Here is a 15,383-nt window from a genome sequence, read left to right as displayed (position 1 = left end):
GGGCGGGTTTTTATTCGTTGGACGCGACCGGGTGACGCACCCAAAAATCGACGCATCCGGCCCCACGATAGGCGTCGTCGGGGCTACGAACAAGACCAATAATAATTGCGGAGATTTGCCATGAGTGCTCCCGACACCCTCCCTTTGTCAAAGGCCACGGCCCGTCCCGGACCGTTCGACTGGTATCGCAACATCAATCAGCAGGAGCGTCGCACCTTCTGGAGTTGCAAGATCGGCTACGGTCTGGACGGCATGGACACCCAGATGCTCAGCTTCGTGGTGCCGACCCTGATTGCGATGTGGGGCATCACCACGGGTCAGGCCGGATTGATTCACACCAGCACCTTGATCGCCTCGGCCATCGGCGGCTGGGTGGCGGGGATTCTCTCCGACCGCATCGGCCGCGTGCGCACCCTGCAACTGACGGTGTTGTGGTTCGCCTTCTTCACCTTCCTCTGCGGCTTCGCCCAGAACTACGAGCAATTGCTGATCGCCCGCACCCTGATGGGTTTCGGTTTCGGCGGCGAATGGACCGCCGGCGCGGTGCTGATCGGTGAAGTGATCCGGGCCAAGGATCGCGGTAAAGCGGTGGGCATGGTGCAATCCGGCTGGGCGTTGGGCTGGGGCCTGACAGCGATTCTGTATGCGCTGCTGTTCTCGGTGCTGCCACCGGAAGATGCGTGGCGCGCACTGTTTATCCTTGGCATCGTGCCGGCGGTGTTCGTGATTTTCGTCCGACGTCTGGTGAAGGACCCGGAGATTTATCGCGAAGCGAAAGCCAAACAAACCCCGGAAAGCTCCTCGAAGTTCTACGAGATCTTCGCCCCCGGCATGCTCTTCACCACGATCCGCGCCTCGTTGCTGACCACCGGAGCCCTCGGCGGTTACTACGCGATCACCTCCTGGCTGCCGACTTTTCTGAAGAACGAACGCGGCTTGAGCGTACTCGGCACCGGCGGTTATCTGGCGATGGTGATCGTCGGTTCCTACGTCGGTTACGTGATCAGCGCTTATTTGACCGACCTGCTGGGGCGCAAGAAGAACTTCATCCTGTTCGCGGTCGGCTCGTTCACCATCGTTCTGCTCTACACCCAATTGCCGGTCAGCAACGGCGTGATGCTGTGGCTGGGCTTCCCGCTGGGCTTCTTTGCCTCGGGGATTTTCAGTGGCATGGGCGCGTTTCTCACCGAGTTGTTTCCGACGCGGATTCGCGGTTCGGGGCAGGGCTTCTGCTACAACATCGGCCGGGCGCTGGCGGCATTGTTCCCGCTGCTGATCGGGCTGCTCAGCCAGAAGGTGCCGCTGAGTGTAGGCATCGGTGCCTTTGCGGCAGTGTCCTACGGCGTGGTGATTCTTGCGGCACTGAGCCTGCCGGAAACCCGTGGCAAGCAACTGGACGCGCAGTAACTGATAACCTGCGACAACGCCCTACGACATAAAAAGACAAAAGCTACAGGAGTGTTCACCGTGAGCCGCCTGCTACTGAACTGTGACATCGGCGAGAGCTTCGGCAACTGGACCATGGGTCTGGACGCGGAGGTCATGCCCTTCATCGATTGCGCCAATATTGCCTGTGGTTTCCACGCCGGCGACCCGAGCATCATGCGCAAGACCGTCAGCCTGGCCCTGAGCCACGGCGTGCAGATCGGCGCGCACCCGGCCTATCAGGATCTGGTGGGTTTCGGCCGACGTTCCATGGCTTACACCGCCCAGGAACTGCAAGACATCCTGCATTACCAGATCGGCGCCCTCGACGGCATTTGCCGTGCCCAAGGTGGAAAAGTCAGTTACGTCAAACCCCACGGCGCGATGTACAACGACATGATGGCCAACCCGGCGCAGTTGCGAGCAGTGATCCAGGCCGTCGCGGCTTACGACCGCAGCTTGCCGCTGATGCTGATGGCCACCCGTGACAACACAGCGGCGCAACAGCTCGGCGACGAATACGGCGTGACTCTGTGGTTCGAGGCCTTCGCCGATCGCGCCTACGACAGTGCCGGCCGACTGGTCTCGCGGCAACTGCCGGGCGCGGTGCATCACGACGCCGAAACCATCATCGGGCAAGCGCTGACCATCGCCCGTGGCGACAACCTCACCGCCAGCGACGGTAGTGCGCTGCACCTGCAAGCCAACACCTTGTGCGTACACGGCGACAACGCCAGTTCAGTGGCGGCCGTGCAACACATTCGTCAGGCCTTGAACGAGCAGAGCGCGCCATGAATCCGCGGGTGGAAGTGGTGGCACTGGATTGCCTGATGCTGCGCCTGTTCGATGAAATCGCCGAAGCCAACATGCCGTGGATGCTCGCCGCCAGCGAGCGGTTGCGCACGGTGTTCGGCGAGCATCTGATCGATCTGGTGCCGTCGTATACCACATTGATGGTGCATTACGATCTGACCGAATTGAATCCGAGTCAGGCCCGGGAGTTGATTGCCGAAGCCTTGATCGACCTGTCGCCGAATGCGCGAACCGGTGGCCAGTGTCATGTTCTGCCGGTGTGGTACGACCTGAGTGTCGGCCCGGAACTGAGCCTGCTGTCGCGGCGCAGCGGATTGTCGGTGGAGGAGGTGATCCGCTGTCACAGCGCTCGGGAATATCAGGTGTTCGCGCTCGGATTTGCGCCGGGATTCGCCTTCATGGGACTGGTGGAAGAAGTCTTGGCGGCCCCGCGTCTGAATACCCCGCGCAAGAAAGTCGCCGCCGGCAGCGTCGGCATCGCCGAACGGCAAACTGCCGCGTATCCGGTGGTGTCTCCCGGTGGCTGGAACCTGATCGGTCGCACGCCGGCAAAACTGTTCGACCGTGAACGCGATGGCTACAGCCTCATGCAGCCCGGCGATACCGTGCGTTTCGAAGCGGTGAGCCACGCCGAGTTCATCCGTCTCGGCGGTGACGACACGCCTCTGGAGGCCCTGGCATGAGCCGACTGACGATTGAAGCAAGCACACCGCTGTGCCTGTTGCAGGACGCCGGGCGCTTTGGCGTGCGCCATCTGGGCGTGACCCAGGGCGGCGCGGCGGACTGGCGTTCGATGGCCTGGGCCAACTGGCTGCTGGGTAATGGCCTGGATTTGCCGGTGATCGAAATCACCCTTGGCGGGTTTACGGTGGTGGCTGAGGAGGACTGTCTGCTGGCGTTGGCTGGTGCCGATCTGGGCGCTCAGATTGACGGTGAAGCGTTGGCGCCGTGGCGCAGTTTCAAATTGCGCAAAGGACAGACGTTGAAGTTCACCCAGCCGCTGCTTGGCGCGCGGGCCTATCTGGCGGCCCCCGGTGGTTTCACTGCACCGAAAGTGTTGGGCAGCAGTGCCACGGTGGTGCGCGAAGAGCTCGGCGGGCTCGATGGTTTTGGCTTGCCGCTGGCCAAGGGTGCTTCGCTGAATTATCAGGGCGAAACCCTGTTGGTGCGTGAGGTTCCGGCACAGCATCGACCGGATCTGCGCCTCGACGCGCCGCTGGATCTGGTGCTCGGCGCGCAAATCGGCCAGTTCGGCGGACAGAGCCTGTTCGATGCATTCAACAGTGCCTGGACGCTGGACAGTCGTGCCGACCGCATGGGTATTCGTCTGTTGGGGACGGCGTTGCAGTATCAGGGTAAACCGATGATTTCCGAGGGCATCCCGCTGGGCGCGGTGCAGGTGCCGCCGGACGGGCAGCCGATCGTGTTGCTCAATGATCGGCAGACCATTGGCGGTTACCCGCGATTGGGAGCGTTGACGCCGTTGGCGCTGGCGCGTCTGGCGCAGTGTCTGCCGGGGGCGAAGGTCAGGTTGCGCCCGGTGGTACAAGAAGTTGCACACCGGGAACATATCGAATATCTACAGCGCTTTACTTGATCGTTCCCACGCTCCGCGTGGGAATGCCGCCCGGGACGCTCCGCGTCCCAGTGACGCAGAGCGTCACTTGATGCATTCCCACGCAGACGGTTCGACGCCTCGACATGGGAGAGATCCGCTTACTTGGACAGAAACCGCATTCCCTCTTCCAGCCCGCGCAACGTCAGCGGATACATCTGATCCTCGATCAAATCCCGCACGATGTTGGTCGACGAGGTGTAGCCCCAGGTGTCCTTCGGATACGGATTGATCCAGATGAGCTTCTTGTACTTCTCCATGAAGCGCTGCATCCACACATAACCCGGCTCTTCGTTCCAGTGCTCGACGCTACCGCCGGCCTGGGTGATTTCATAAGGCGCCATGGCGGCGTCACCGATGAAGATCACTTTGTAGTCAGCACCGTACTTGTGCAGCAGGTCCTGGGTCGAGGTGCGCTCGGAGGTGCGGCGCATGTTGTTCTTCCACACCGATTCATAAATGAAGTTGTGGAAGTAGAAGTACTCCAGGTGCTTGAACTCGGTCTTGCAGGCCGAGAACAGTTCCTCGCAGATCTTCACATGGGCGTCCATCGAGCCGCCGATGTCGAACAGCAGCAACAGCTTCACCGTGTTGCGCCGTTCCGGGCGCATCTGGATGTTCAGCAGGCCGGCGTCCTTGGCGGTGTGGTCGATGGTGCCGTCGATATCCAGCTCTTCCGCCGCGCCCTGGCGAGCGAATTTGCGCAGGCGGCGCAGGGCGACCTTGATGTTGCGGGTGCCCAGTTCCACGGAGTCGTCGAGGTTCTTGTACTCGCGCTGATCCCAGACTTTCACCGCTTTGCCCTGGCGCTTGCCGGCATCGCCGACCCGGATGCCTTCCGGGTTGAAACCGCCGGAACCGAACGGGCTGGTGCCGCCGGTGCCGATCCATTTGTTGCCGCCGGCGTGGCGTTCCTTCTGTTCTTCCAGGCGCTTCTTGAACTCTTCGATCAGCTTGTCCAGGCCGCCGAGGGACTGGATCTGTGCGCGTTCCTCGTCGGTCAGCGAGCGCTCGAACTCCTTGCGCAGCCAGTCTTCGGGAATAAGCGCCTGCAAGTGATCGTCGAGCTTTTCCAGGCCGTTGAAGTAGGCGCCGAACGCACGGTCGAACTTGTCGAAATGCCGTTCGTCCTTCACCAGGATCGCCCGCGACAAGTAGTAAAACTCGTCCATGTCGGCGAACGTCACGCGCTGTTTCAGCGCGTTGATCAGGTCGAGCAGCTCGCGCACCGACACCGGTACCTTGGCGGCACGCATTTCATTGAACAGGTTGAGCAACATGGCGTCAGCCTCTTAGCGGGTGCCGCGACGGCTCATGAACGCCAGGCGCTCAAGCAGTTGCACGTCCTGTTCGTTCTTCACCAGCGCACCGGCCAGCGGCGGGATGGCTTTGGTCGGATCGCGTTCGCGCAGCACGGCTTCGCCGATGTTGTCGGCCATCAGCAATTTCAGCCAGTCCACCAGTTCCGAGGTCGACGGCTTCTTCTTCAGACCCGGCACCTTTCGCACGTCGAAGAACACGTCCAGCGCTTCGCTGACCAGATCCTTCTTGATGTCCGGGTAGTGAACATCGACGATTTTCTGCAGGGTGGTGCGGTCGGGGAACGCGATGTAGTGGAAGAAGCAGCGGCGCAGGAAGGCGTCCGGCAGCTCTTTCTCGTTGTTGGAGGTAATGATGATGATCGGACGCTTCTTGGCCTTGATGGTCTCGTCGATCTCGTAAACGTAGAACTCCATCTTGTCGAGTTCTTGCAACAGATCGTTGGGGAACTCGATGTCGGCCTTGTCGATTTCGTCGATCAGCAGGATGACGCGCTCTTCGGACTCGAACGCCTCCCAGAGCTTGCCTTTCTTCAAGTAGTTGCGCACGTCGTGGACTTTTTCATTGCCCAGTTGCGAGTCGCGCAGACGGCTGACCGCATCGTACTCGTACAGGCCCTGATGGGCCTTGGTGGTGGACTTGATGTGCCAGGTGATCAGCTTGGCGCCGAACGATTCGGCCAGTTGCTCGGCGAGCATGGTCTTGCCGGTGCCCGGTTCGCCCTTGACCAGCAGCGGCCGCTCCAGGGTGATGGCGGCGTTGACCGCCAGCTTCAGGTCATCGGTGGCGACGTAGGCCTGGGTGCCTTCGAACTTCATCTGCTAATCCTCGAACGGTAACGCCGACCTGAACGGGCAGGGCGGGGGCGAAATAATCGGATGCCCGACTATAACGCGCGGCCCGGTCGACTGTGAACGCAGACGGCTTATTCAGTCTCTGAATGGGGCGTCACATGTTGACTCAGTTTCGGCACGAGGCCAGTATTCAGGTATCGCCGATTTGGCGATAGCCTTCGAGCATGTCTACTAAATACCGATTTCGCGAAAAATACCGCATTCAGTTGCGCGAGAAGGATCACCCGCCACCCCATGTTCACCTGACCGGTGGCGGAGTGGATGTGATGCTGAGCCTGGATACCGTCGAGGTCATGATGGGCAAGGCACCGCAGCTGATCGTCAAGGAGGCGTTGGCGTGGGTATCGGCCCATCAGACGCAATTGCTGGAGGACTGGAAACGATGTTACCCATGAAGCGGCCACGGTTGGCGGCTGTGCAGGCACTGGCTGATGCTCGCCTGTCACTGACCTTTATTGACGGCCAGCAACTAACACTCGATTTGAGCCGCGACCTCCAAACCTATCCGGGGCTCGCTCCGTTACTGGATGCTGCTTTGTTTGAAACAGCTGATCTGGGCGATGACGGTTGGAGCGTGGAGTGGCTGGAGCCTGATATCCAGATTGGTGCCGATACCTTGTACCGGGACGCGCTCGCGCAAAATGCGTCGGACGAAAACACACGGATCTTCATGGATTGGCGCGCTCGCACCGGTTTACCGCTGAATGAGGCAGCCGAAGCGTTGGGTGTCAGTGCCCGTAGCATCAGTCGCTACAGTAATGGCCGAGAAGCCGTGCCGCGGTCATTGGCCCTGGCCTGCCTGGGTTGGGATTCGTTGCAGGAGAAACCTGCACTGATCGCGGCAGAGGACACTGGGCGCTACATCGTCAATCGTAAAACTTAGCCCGCATCCGGCTTCGGACGCTCATACCGGGCGTTGAAAGCCTGGATGAATCCATTGCGCAAAATCTGCAAAAACGCTTCGAACGCGCTGATATCTTGCTGATGGACGCTGCCGCTGAGTTCAACTTTGGTCGCGAACTGGTTTTTGGCCTGGTTCTTCAGCACGGTTTCAGTACCACCAACCAGTGCCTCCCAGACTGATCTGAAAATGCTTTTGTTCTTGTTTTCCACGTCCTGCTGCCAGTTGAACACTTCGACATCCCGCAGCAACGGCTTGATGTAGCCCGTCAGCTGGGCTTTTTTGGCTTGGGCCTCGATGACCACGTCGCCGTGGCCGGCGTTGAAGTCGAATTTGCCGTAGGCCGAGGCGAAGTCGTTCATGCGCTTGAGTTCGAGGTCGCGGGCGCGCAGGCGAAATTCGAAATCCTCGAAATTGCTCAGAGGATCGAAGGTGGCGGAGGTTTCCAGTGGCGCCTGGCCCAGCAGCAGGGCCTTGCCTTCGAAGCGCGCATCACGCTTGCCCTTGGTGTCGACGACGTTGGTCAGGTTGTAAATGCTCGCTTCGACGTTCGTAGCGTTCATGTTCACGGGCGGTTTTGAGTTGAAGTTGCGGAAGCTGATGCGGCCATCGTTGATCTGCACTTCGTCGAGGGTGATTGGCAGCAACTTGCCCAGTTGGGCGCGCCAGTCGGTGCCTTTACCGGTCTGGGAGTTCTGTTTGTTGGCGCCGCCATCGACGAAGTTGACCTCGGGTTTGAAGAACTTCACCTGTGCTACTACCGCGTGGTCGTACCACAGCGAATGCCAGCTCACAGACAGGTCGATCAACGGTGCGTTGACGAACGGCACCGGCACCTTGCCGTCGACCTTGACGATCTTCAGTCCGTTGATCTTGTACGCACCGCGCCACAGGGCCAGGTCGACGTCGGTGACCTGACCGCGGTAGTCGCCCATGTTGGCCAGTTTGTCATTCAGATAGTCGCGCACGAGGTAGGGCAGGGCGATGTGCAGGGCAACCAGCAGTACAACGACAGTGGCGAGGATCCACAACGGCCAGCGGTAGCGACGCTTCATGGCGGCAATTCCCGAACGGGTGTACAGCGATTGACTACCGGCGGTTGCAGACGTTCGACCCGACTGGACTGGCAGGAACAACAGGCTTACCTTGGAGAGCTGAATTCAACGCTGCATAAGGACCCAGCCATGAGCCGTATTTTTGCTGACAACGCCCATTCCATCGGCAATACGCCGCTGGTGCAGATCAACCGCATTGCGCCTCGTGGCGTGACCATCCTGGCCAAGATCGAAGGTCGCAACCCGGGCTACTCGGTGAAGTGCCGGATCGGTGCGAGCATGATCTGGGACGCCGAAAGCAGCGGCAAACTCAAGCCGGGCATGACCATCGTCGAGCCGACCTCGGGCAATACCGGCATCGGCCTGGCCTTCGTGGCGGCCGCTCGCGGTTACAAATTGATGCTGACCATGCCGGCTTCGATGAGCATCGAGCGGCGCAAGGTGCTCAAGGCGCTGGGTGCCGAGCTGGTGCTGACCGAGCCTGCCAAAGGCATGAAAGGCGCAATCGAAAAGGCCAACGAGATCGTCGCCAGCGACGGGGGCAAATACTTCATGCCTTCCCAGTTCGACAACCCGGCCAACCCGGCCATCCACGAAAAAACCACCGGTCCGGAAATCTGGAACGACACCGACGGTGCGATCGATGTACTGGTGGCGGGCGTCGGCACTGGCGGAACCATCACCGGTGTGTCGCGGTATATCAAGAATACGGCGGGCAAACCGATTATCTCGGTGGCGGTGGAGCCGGTGTCTTCGCCCGTGATCACCCAGGCGCTGGCCGGCGAAGAGATCAAGCCGAGCCCGCACAAGATTCAGGGCATTGGCGCCGGTTTCGTGCCAAAGAACCTGGATCTGTCGATGGTCGACCGGGTCGAGCGCGTGACTGATGAAGAGTCCAAGGCTATGGCCTTGCGCCTGATGCAGGAGGAAGGGATCTTGTGCGGCATTTCCTGCGGTGCGGCGATGGCCGTTGCAGTGCGCCTGGCGGAAACCCCGGAAATGCAGGGCAAGACCATTGTGGTGGTGCTGCCGGACTCCGGTGAGCGTTATCTGTCGAGCATGCTGTTCAGCGATCTGTTCACCGATCAGGAAAACCAGCAGTAAGCGTCCCGTTGATTCAGGTCAGCCAAGGTTCAGGACCGTTATGTTAATTAATGCTTTGTTGCGCAATTCTTAACACTGAATCTTGGGTCGGGCGGGTTTTTCCCGGAGCCGGTAGTGTTTATCATGGCCGGCCGCCATGTCGGGTAAATGACATTGCGTGGCGTTGTCTTTTTTCAAGGAGTTGTTGATGACCTTTTCGTTAGCCGCCAAGGTGTCGGTGTTGCTGCTGTTTGTGGGCAGCATCCTCTACGTGCATTTGCGCGGCAAGGCGCGTTTGCCGGTGCTGCGTCAGTTCGTCAACCATTCGGCGCTGTTCGCTCCGTACAACGCATTGATGTACCTGTTCTCCGGCGTGCCGTCCAAGCCCTATCTGGATCGCAGCAAGTTTCCGGAACTGGACGTGCTGCGCGACAACTGGGAAACCATCCGCGACGAAGCGATGCACCTGTTCGACGAGGGCTACATTCGCGCCGCCGAGAAGAACAACGACGCCGGTTTCGGCTCGTTCTTCAAGAAGGGCTGGAAGCGTTTCTACCTCAAGTGGTACGACAAACCGCTGCCATCGGCCGAAACCCTGTGCCCGAAAACCGTAGCACTGGTCAGTGCAATCCCCAACGTCAAGGGCGCGATGTTCGCGCTGTTGCCGGGCGGCAGCCATTTGAATCCGCACCGCGATCCGTTCGCCGGTTCCCTGCGCTATCACCTCGGCCTGTCGACGCCGAACTCCGACGATTGCCGGATCTTTGTCGATGGTCAGGTCTACGCCTGGCGCGATGGTGAAGACGTGATGTTCGACGAGACCTACGTGCACTGGGTCAAGAACGAAACCGAAAAGACCCGCGTCATCCTGTTCTGCGACATCGAGCGCCCGCTGAGCAACCGCCTGATGACCCGCATCAACCGCTTCATCAGCGCCTGGCTGGGCCGCGCCACCGCACCGCAGAATCTCGACGACGAACGCGTTGGCGGGATTAACCAGGCTTATGCCTGGACCAAGAACTTCAGCGACCGGTTCAGTGGTGTGGTCAAACAGTGGAAACGCCGCAATCCAAAGGCCTACCGTGTGATGCGGCCGGTGCTGGCGGTGGTGGTGTTGACGTTGCTGGGGTATTGGCTGTTTGGTTGAAGCTGGATGCAGACGTATAAAAACCGCTCCTTGTGAGCGGTTTTTTATTGTCTGCGAGTCAGCGCCGTCCCGCGAGAACGTCGGGCTCGTCTTCGATGCCCGTAGTCAGTAGCTGAAGAAAGCGCTGCTGGTTGGTTGATAGCTCAGAGGAGATAAGCTTTTCATCCGTTTTGATTGATCTTTTCTTAGTGGGGGATTTTTTCACGGATTTGCGCATGAGCCCGCCCTCGTTGATCATTACTTGAACAGTTTTCACGATACTTTACTCTCCACTGCGAGGACAAGGCGGCCTTCCAAATCAAATTTGAAGCCGAGTTTTGTATAAACAGGCATTGCTTCTTGTAGCGGCTCCTGGACTTCAATCCACTGACTGCCGATTATTTGCGCAAACTGATCAATGGCTATCATCGCCAAAACCGCAATACGCTTTTTAAGCGGGTGAAACGCTCCGGGTTGTCCCTCCAATCGCACGATTCGAATTCTCTGACGGCTTTTATTCGGGTTGACGAAACACAGTCCGCACAGCTGTTCTTCAAACCAGATCGCGATATCCAGGGACAAGGGTTCTCGTGACTTCCATGCAGCAATCTCTCGCCAGCAAAAATGTGGATTCTCCCAACACTCAAACGCGCTCAGTGCTATGGCATCAATGGGTTCGAAGCGGATCGTCGAAAAATCTGCTCCTTCTTGAAACCGCATTCTGTGAGTAGCGATACCTGCCCGCTTTCTGGCCTCTGACCGATACAACTGATACCGCAAATACGTCCGTTCTCTTGGCATATGATTTCGAGCATTCCATGTCTCCCCATCAGTGGGTGTAGCCGTTGCTCAACAGCCTATTCAGCTCTCGTCCATCCGTCGCTAGCGGCCCTTTGCCCAAGTCATTGCAATCCATGTCGCAGGCTGGTTATAGTCGGCGCTCGTGAGTCGCACGACTCACGTTCCAACCCTTCAAAAAGATCAGCCCAGATGCCTGCATCCCTCATCAACGCGGTAGTCGATTCAGCGGTCAACGCTGGCGTCGTGCCGTGCGGGAATCAGCAGCCTGTGCAGATCAGCCATTACCCCCCACCTGTCAGTAGCACGCCGGTGTGCGCAGTCGTATCACCGCCGGGCGTTGGTGTTTCGGGCTGATCAGCGTTTTCTGCTGACCCCAGTGCCCGCCTGAAAAAACCTACTGAATTTCAGCTTCGGCTGAGTTGGCTATTTGCCTGACTACAGGTGGTATTCATGTTTGTCCTTTCGAAAAAGTCCGCGCTCGCGGCGGCGTCCACGAGCCTGTTCGTTCTGCTGTGGAGCAGCGGGGCGATCTTCTCCAAGTGGGGGCTGGCCCACGCTTCGCCCTTTGCCTTTCTGCTGATCCGTTTTGTGATTGCCCTGTGCGGGCTGGTGCTGCTGGTGCCGTTGCTCAAGTTGAAGCTGCCCAAGGGCGGCAAGCCGATGCTGTATGCGATGGCCACCGGAGTGGTGTTGTTGGGGGCTTATCAGATCTTCTATCTGCTGGCGCTGGACCTGAAGGTCACCCCCGGCGTGATGGCGACCATCATGGGTGTGCAACCGATTCTCACGGTGGTAATCATGGAGCGCCAGCGCTCGGCGAGCCGGATCTTCGGTCTGGCGCTGGGGCTGGCCGGTCTGATCATGGTGGTTTACCAGGGCATTGGCCTGGCCGGGATGTCACTGGCGGGGATGCTGTTCGGTCTGCTGGCGCTGGCGAGCATGACGTTCGGCTCGATCATGCAGAAACGTATCACCGACAATCCTCTCGGCACGTTGCCGGTGCAGTATCTGGCGGGGCTGTTGCTGTGCGGAATCTTCGTGCCGTTCCAGCCGTTCCATTTCGAGCACAGTGCCGATTTCATCGTGCCGGTGCTTTGGATGGGACTGGTGGTGTCGGTGCTGGCGACCTTGCTGCTGTACCGACTGATCGCCCGGGGCAATCTGGTGAATGTCACCAGTCTGTTCTATCTGGTGCCAGCCGTGACGGCAGTGATGGATTACCTGATCTTCGGCAATCGCCTGGCGGCGTTGAGCGTGCTGGGGATGCTGTTGATCATCGTCGGTCTGGTCTTTGTGTTCCGTAAATCGGCGTAAGAGACGCGCATGAAAAAGGCCCGAGAGGAAACTCCCGGGCCTTCGTGCATCTGCGAATCAGCGAGTCGCGACTTCTATCGGTTTTACTGCCGCCGGCTTCAACACCAGCCACAGCGCAATCGCGATCAACACCCCGCCATACACGTGGGCCATCGACAGTGGCTCATCCAGAAACAACGCGCCCCACAACACGCCGAACGGCGGGATCATGAAGGTCACCGTCATCGATTTCACCGGCCCGATGGAGCTCAGCAGGCGGAAGTAAATGATGTACGCGAACGCGGTGCAGCCCAGACCCAGGCCCAGCAGTGACAGCCAGACATTCCAGCCACCCCAGCTCACCGGCGGCTGGGTGATGACGCTGTAGCCAAACAGTGGCAGCAGGAACAGGGTAGCGCCAAGCATGCTGCCCAACGCCGAAAGACGGCTGTCGAGCCCGCCGGCCTGATCCAGCCAGCGACGGGCGAGGAATCCGGCGAAGCCGTAGCAGGTCGTTGCGAGCAGGCAGGCAACAGCGCCCATCAACAGTGGCAGGTCGAACGCAACGGGGCCTGCACGCGTCAGCACGCCCACGCCGAGCAGGCCAAGGAAAACCCCGGCCAGTTTGGCCACCGTGAGTTTTTCACTGAAGAACAGCCCGCCGATCAACACGCCCATTAGCGGCGTGGTGGCATTGAAAATTGCGGAGTACCCGGCCGGCAGCACCTGGGCGGCGACGGAATACAAGGTGGCCGGAACGCCGGAGTTGATCACACCGAGCATCATCACGGTCTTGAGTTTGCCTTTGAAGTCCCAGCTGATGCGCATCAGGCCGAGGATCACCAGCAAACCGACCGCCGCGATCGATACCCGGAAAAATCCGGTAGGAACGGTGCCGATCGTGGGGGCGATGATGCGCATGAACAGGAAGCTCGCACCCCAGATCGCGGCCAGCGACAACATGCGGAAAATATCGACAGGGCTCACGGGCAACTCCTTCCTTGATGGGGACGAGAGTGTTGCCGAGCGCCCTGACGATGGCAACCGCTAAACGGGCATTTAATTTTCCCGTCAGAGCACGAAGCGCGTCACCAGGCCGTTGAGGTCGACGGCCAGGCGCGACAGTTCCTGACTGGCGGCAGACGTTTGGGTCGCACCGGCGGCGGTCTGGGTCGAGAGGTCGCGGATGGTCACCAGGTTTTCATCGACTTCCCGAGCCACCAGCGCCTGTTGCTCGGCGGCGCTGGCGATCACCAGGTTGCGCTGGTTGATCTGCGAAATCGACGCGGTGATTTTCTCCAGTGCATGTCCGGCACTGTTGGCCCGACGCAAGGTCTGGCTGGCCTGCTCGGCGCTGCTTTGCAACGCGCCGACGGTGGCGCCGGTGCCTTGCTGGATGCTGCTGATCATCAGCTCGATTTCTTCGGTGGAGTTCTGCGTGCGCTGGGCCAGCGAACGGACCTCGTCGGCGACGACTGCAAATCCACGTCCTGCCTCGCCGGCCCGCGCCGCTTCAATGGCGGCGTTGAGTGCCAGCAGGTTGGTCTGCCCGGCGATGCCGCGAATCACTTCCAGCACCTTGCTGATGTCCTGAGCCTGGGTCGCAAGGCCCTCGGCCTGTTCGGAGGCGCCGAGCACCGCGCTGACCAGTTCCTGAATCGAACTGATGGTCTCGCTGACCTGCACGTGCCCGTGCTTGCTGTCCTCGTTCGAGGCTTCGGACGCTTCAGCACTGGACACTGCATTGGCGGCCACTTCATCGACCGCCGTGCTCATCTCGGTAACCGCGGTGGCGGCCTGCTCGATCTGGTCATTCTGCTGTTGCAGTCCGCGGGTGCTTTGTTCCATCACCGAACTCATTTCCTCGGCGGCGGAGGCCAGTTGCTGGGCCGATTCGCTGATACCGCGAATGGTCGAGCGCAGATTGCCCTGCATTTCCGCCAGAGCGGTGAGCAACTGCGCGGCTTCATCCCGACCCTCGCTGTCGATGCGACCGCTGAGGTCTCCCGAGGCAATGCGCCGCGCCACGTTCAACGCCTGATTGATCGGCGCGGTGATGCTGCGGGTCAGCAGCCACGCCAGCAGCAATGTGGCGATCAGGGCGATGATAATGATCGTGGCGACGATCCACAGCGCCTGCTGGTACATCGCCGCAGCAGACCTGGCGGCGGCGTCCGCGCCTTGCTGATTGAGGCTGATCATTTGCTCCAGGGTCTTGTCGAGCACCGTGCCCTGCGGCGCCAGTTCATTGGTCAGGCGCGCGTAGGCCTGATCGTTTTGCCCGGCGTCGATCTGTTTGAAGATCTGGTCGAGGATGCTCAGGTACTTGGCCGTGTCGGCGCCCAGACCTTCCAGCATCGCCCGTTCCTGATCGTTGGCGATCAAGGCTTTATGGTCGTCGAGGCGCTTGAGCAATTCCTGGCGTTGCGCGTTGAGAATGCCTTTGCTTCGTTCGCGAACGGCAGCCTGGGTGCTGGTGATCAGGCGCAGGGATTCGAGACGGATGCTGGCGATGTTTGCAGCCGCATCATGGATGCTTTCGATGCTGGGCATCCACGATTCTTCGATCACCGCCGCGCTCTCGCGCAGGGTTTTCATCTGACCCAGGCCGAACAGGCCAACCACCACCAGCAGGCTGGCCAGAACGGCAAAACTCAAACTGGCGCGCAAACCTATGCGCAGATTCCGGATAGACATCAATGTGCTCCTTGGGCATTGGGGGAGAGGTCGTCCTCGTGGGCCGAGGATCTTGTTGTGAGGCGGGTGATGGCGGGCTGTATATCAAAGTGCCAGTATCTTGGTAAGGGCCGTTTTTGACCGACGCCGCGAGGAATGGACAGGCGTGAACACGTCGTTCAAAGGCGCGGACTAGAGATGTCGTTGATAAATTGGATCCGAAACCCAGAGAAAACGCGGGCTGGCGCCGTGCAGGGGGAAGTGCCGTTCGGGATGTTTACTGACCGAACGGTCGATTCAAAAAACTTTGATAAAAACTGTGTCGTTGTACAACCCGGTCGAGGATTTGGCAGAAATTGCACTTCTCCTGCCCCCGCTTCCGTGGCTAAGCTCAGGCCTTCGAGCGCAGATTCTTCAATTC

The 15,383-nt window shown here is 59.7% G+C and carries 16 protein-coding genes; 9 read left to right on the top strand and 7 right to left on the bottom strand.

The genetic code is table 11. The features are described 5' to 3' along the window. The first annotated feature begins 120 nt into the window (after nt 1-120). The 4 genes from AC07VV_RS13325 to AC07VV_RS13310 are packed head-to-tail and all read left to right on the top strand — an operon-like array spanning nt 121 to nt 3,835. Nucleotides 121-1,407: an MFS transporter gene (locus AC07VV_RS13325; protein ID WP_495036473.1), complete on the top strand. Its 1,287-nt coding sequence runs from the start codon at nt 121-123 to the stop codon at nt 1,405-1,407. Between the two features lie 60 nt (nt 1,408-1,467). After that, the gene (locus AC07VV_RS13320; RefSeq protein WP_495036472.1) at nt 1,468-2,220 is read left to right on the top strand and encodes a 5-oxoprolinase subunit PxpA; all 753 of its coding nucleotides are present in this window, start codon (nt 1,468-1,470) and stop codon (nt 2,218-2,220) included. Continuing rightward, complete coding sequence (gene pxpB / locus AC07VV_RS13315) at nt 2,217-2,921, top strand: 5-oxoprolinase subunit PxpB (protein WP_495036471.1); 705 nt, start codon at nt 2,217-2,219, stop codon at nt 2,919-2,921. The genes AC07VV_RS13320 and pxpB overlap by 4 nt, the downstream gene beginning before the upstream one ends. After that, on the top strand, nt 2,918-3,835 hold the full coding sequence (locus tag AC07VV_RS13310) for a 5-oxoprolinase subunit C family protein (RefSeq protein WP_495036470.1): 918 nt from the start codon (nt 2,918-2,920) through the stop codon (nt 3,833-3,835). The genes pxpB and AC07VV_RS13310 overlap by 4 nt, the downstream gene beginning before the upstream one ends. A gap of 119 nt (nt 3,836-3,954) precedes the next feature. Here the strand turns inward: AC07VV_RS13310 and AC07VV_RS13305 are convergent, their stop codons facing one another. Continuing rightward, nucleotides 3,955-5,133, bottom strand: a complete 1,179-nt coding sequence (locus AC07VV_RS13305; protein ID WP_007956512.1) for a vWA domain-containing protein — start codon at nt 5,131-5,133, stop codon at nt 3,955-3,957. A 12-nt stretch (nt 5,134-5,145) separates the two neighbouring features. After that, on the bottom strand, nt 5,146-5,991 hold the full coding sequence (locus tag AC07VV_RS13300) for an AAA family ATPase (RefSeq protein ID WP_007911294.1): 846 nt from the start codon (nt 5,989-5,991) through the stop codon (nt 5,146-5,148). 200 nt (nt 5,992-6,191) lie between these two features. Between AC07VV_RS13300 and AC07VV_RS13295 the strand changes: the two genes are divergently transcribed. Together AC07VV_RS13295 and AC07VV_RS13290 are read left to right on the top strand one after the other, a co-directional pair. Further along, the gene (locus AC07VV_RS13295; RefSeq protein WP_495036469.1) at nt 6,192-6,422 is read left to right on the top strand and encodes a DUF4160 domain-containing protein; all 231 of its coding nucleotides are present in this window, start codon (nt 6,192-6,194) and stop codon (nt 6,420-6,422) included. Beyond that, complete coding sequence (locus AC07VV_RS13290; protein WP_495036468.1) at nt 6,410-6,910, top strand: DUF2442 domain-containing protein; 501 nt, start codon at nt 6,410-6,412, stop codon at nt 6,908-6,910. The genes AC07VV_RS13295 and AC07VV_RS13290 overlap by 13 nt, the downstream gene beginning before the upstream one ends. Here AC07VV_RS13290 and AC07VV_RS13285 read toward each other — a convergent pair. Further along, nucleotides 6,907-7,983, bottom strand: coding sequence for a DUF748 domain-containing protein (locus tag AC07VV_RS13285; RefSeq protein ID WP_495036467.1), 1,077 nt, complete (start codon nt 7,981-7,983; stop codon nt 6,907-6,909). The two genes, AC07VV_RS13290 and AC07VV_RS13285, sit on opposite strands and share 4 nt — an antisense overlap. A 129-nt stretch (nt 7,984-8,112) precedes the next feature. On the opposite strand from AC07VV_RS13285, the gene cysK reads away from it, so the two are divergent. Both cysK and AC07VV_RS13275 read left to right on the top strand, forming a co-directional pair. Then, the gene (cysK, locus tag AC07VV_RS13280; RefSeq protein WP_495036466.1) at nt 8,113-9,087 is read left to right on the top strand and encodes a cysteine synthase A; all 975 of its coding nucleotides are present in this window, start codon (nt 8,113-8,115) and stop codon (nt 9,085-9,087) included. 187 nt (nt 9,088-9,274) lie between these two features. Continuing rightward, the gene (locus tag AC07VV_RS13275; RefSeq protein ID WP_096819371.1) at nt 9,275-10,213 is read left to right on the top strand and encodes an aspartyl/asparaginyl beta-hydroxylase domain-containing protein; all 939 of its coding nucleotides are present in this window, start codon (nt 9,275-9,277) and stop codon (nt 10,211-10,213) included. A 58-nt stretch (nt 10,214-10,271) separates the two neighbouring features. Here AC07VV_RS13275 and AC07VV_RS13270 read toward each other — a convergent pair whose 3' ends face one another. Together AC07VV_RS13270 and AC07VV_RS13265 are read right to left on the bottom strand one after the other, a co-directional pair. Next, nucleotides 10,272-10,469: a hypothetical protein gene (locus AC07VV_RS13270; RefSeq protein WP_495036465.1), complete on the bottom strand. Its 198-nt coding sequence runs from the start codon at nt 10,467-10,469 to the stop codon at nt 10,272-10,274. Next, nucleotides 10,466-10,912: a hypothetical protein gene (locus AC07VV_RS13265; protein ID WP_495036464.1), complete on the bottom strand. Its 447-nt coding sequence runs from the start codon at nt 10,910-10,912 to the stop codon at nt 10,466-10,468. Before AC07VV_RS13265 ends, AC07VV_RS13270 begins: the two co-directional genes overlap by 4 nt. A gap of 531 nt (nt 10,913-11,443) precedes the next feature. Between AC07VV_RS13265 and AC07VV_RS13260 the strand changes: the two genes are divergently transcribed. Next, nucleotides 11,444-12,307, top strand: coding sequence for a DMT family transporter (locus AC07VV_RS13260; protein WP_495036463.1), 864 nt, complete (start codon nt 11,444-11,446; stop codon nt 12,305-12,307). 57 nt (nt 12,308-12,364) lie between these two features. Here AC07VV_RS13260 and AC07VV_RS13255 read toward each other — a convergent pair whose 3' ends face one another. Both AC07VV_RS13255 and AC07VV_RS13250 read right to left on the bottom strand, forming a co-directional pair. After that, entirely contained in the window at nt 12,365-13,273 is a 909-nt protein-coding gene (locus AC07VV_RS13255; RefSeq protein WP_495036462.1) for a DMT family transporter, read from the bottom strand. 84 nt (nt 13,274-13,357) lie between these two features. Beyond that, on the bottom strand, nt 13,358-14,983 hold the full coding sequence (locus AC07VV_RS13250; RefSeq protein ID WP_495036461.1) for a methyl-accepting chemotaxis protein: 1,626 nt from the start codon (nt 14,981-14,983) through the stop codon (nt 13,358-13,360). Nucleotides 14,984-15,383: the final 400 nt, after the last annotated feature.

It is taken from the genome of Pseudomonas sp. GW821-FHT02C04 (genome assembly GCF_059421845.1).
This window is presented reverse-complemented; position numbering and strand designations above follow the sequence as displayed.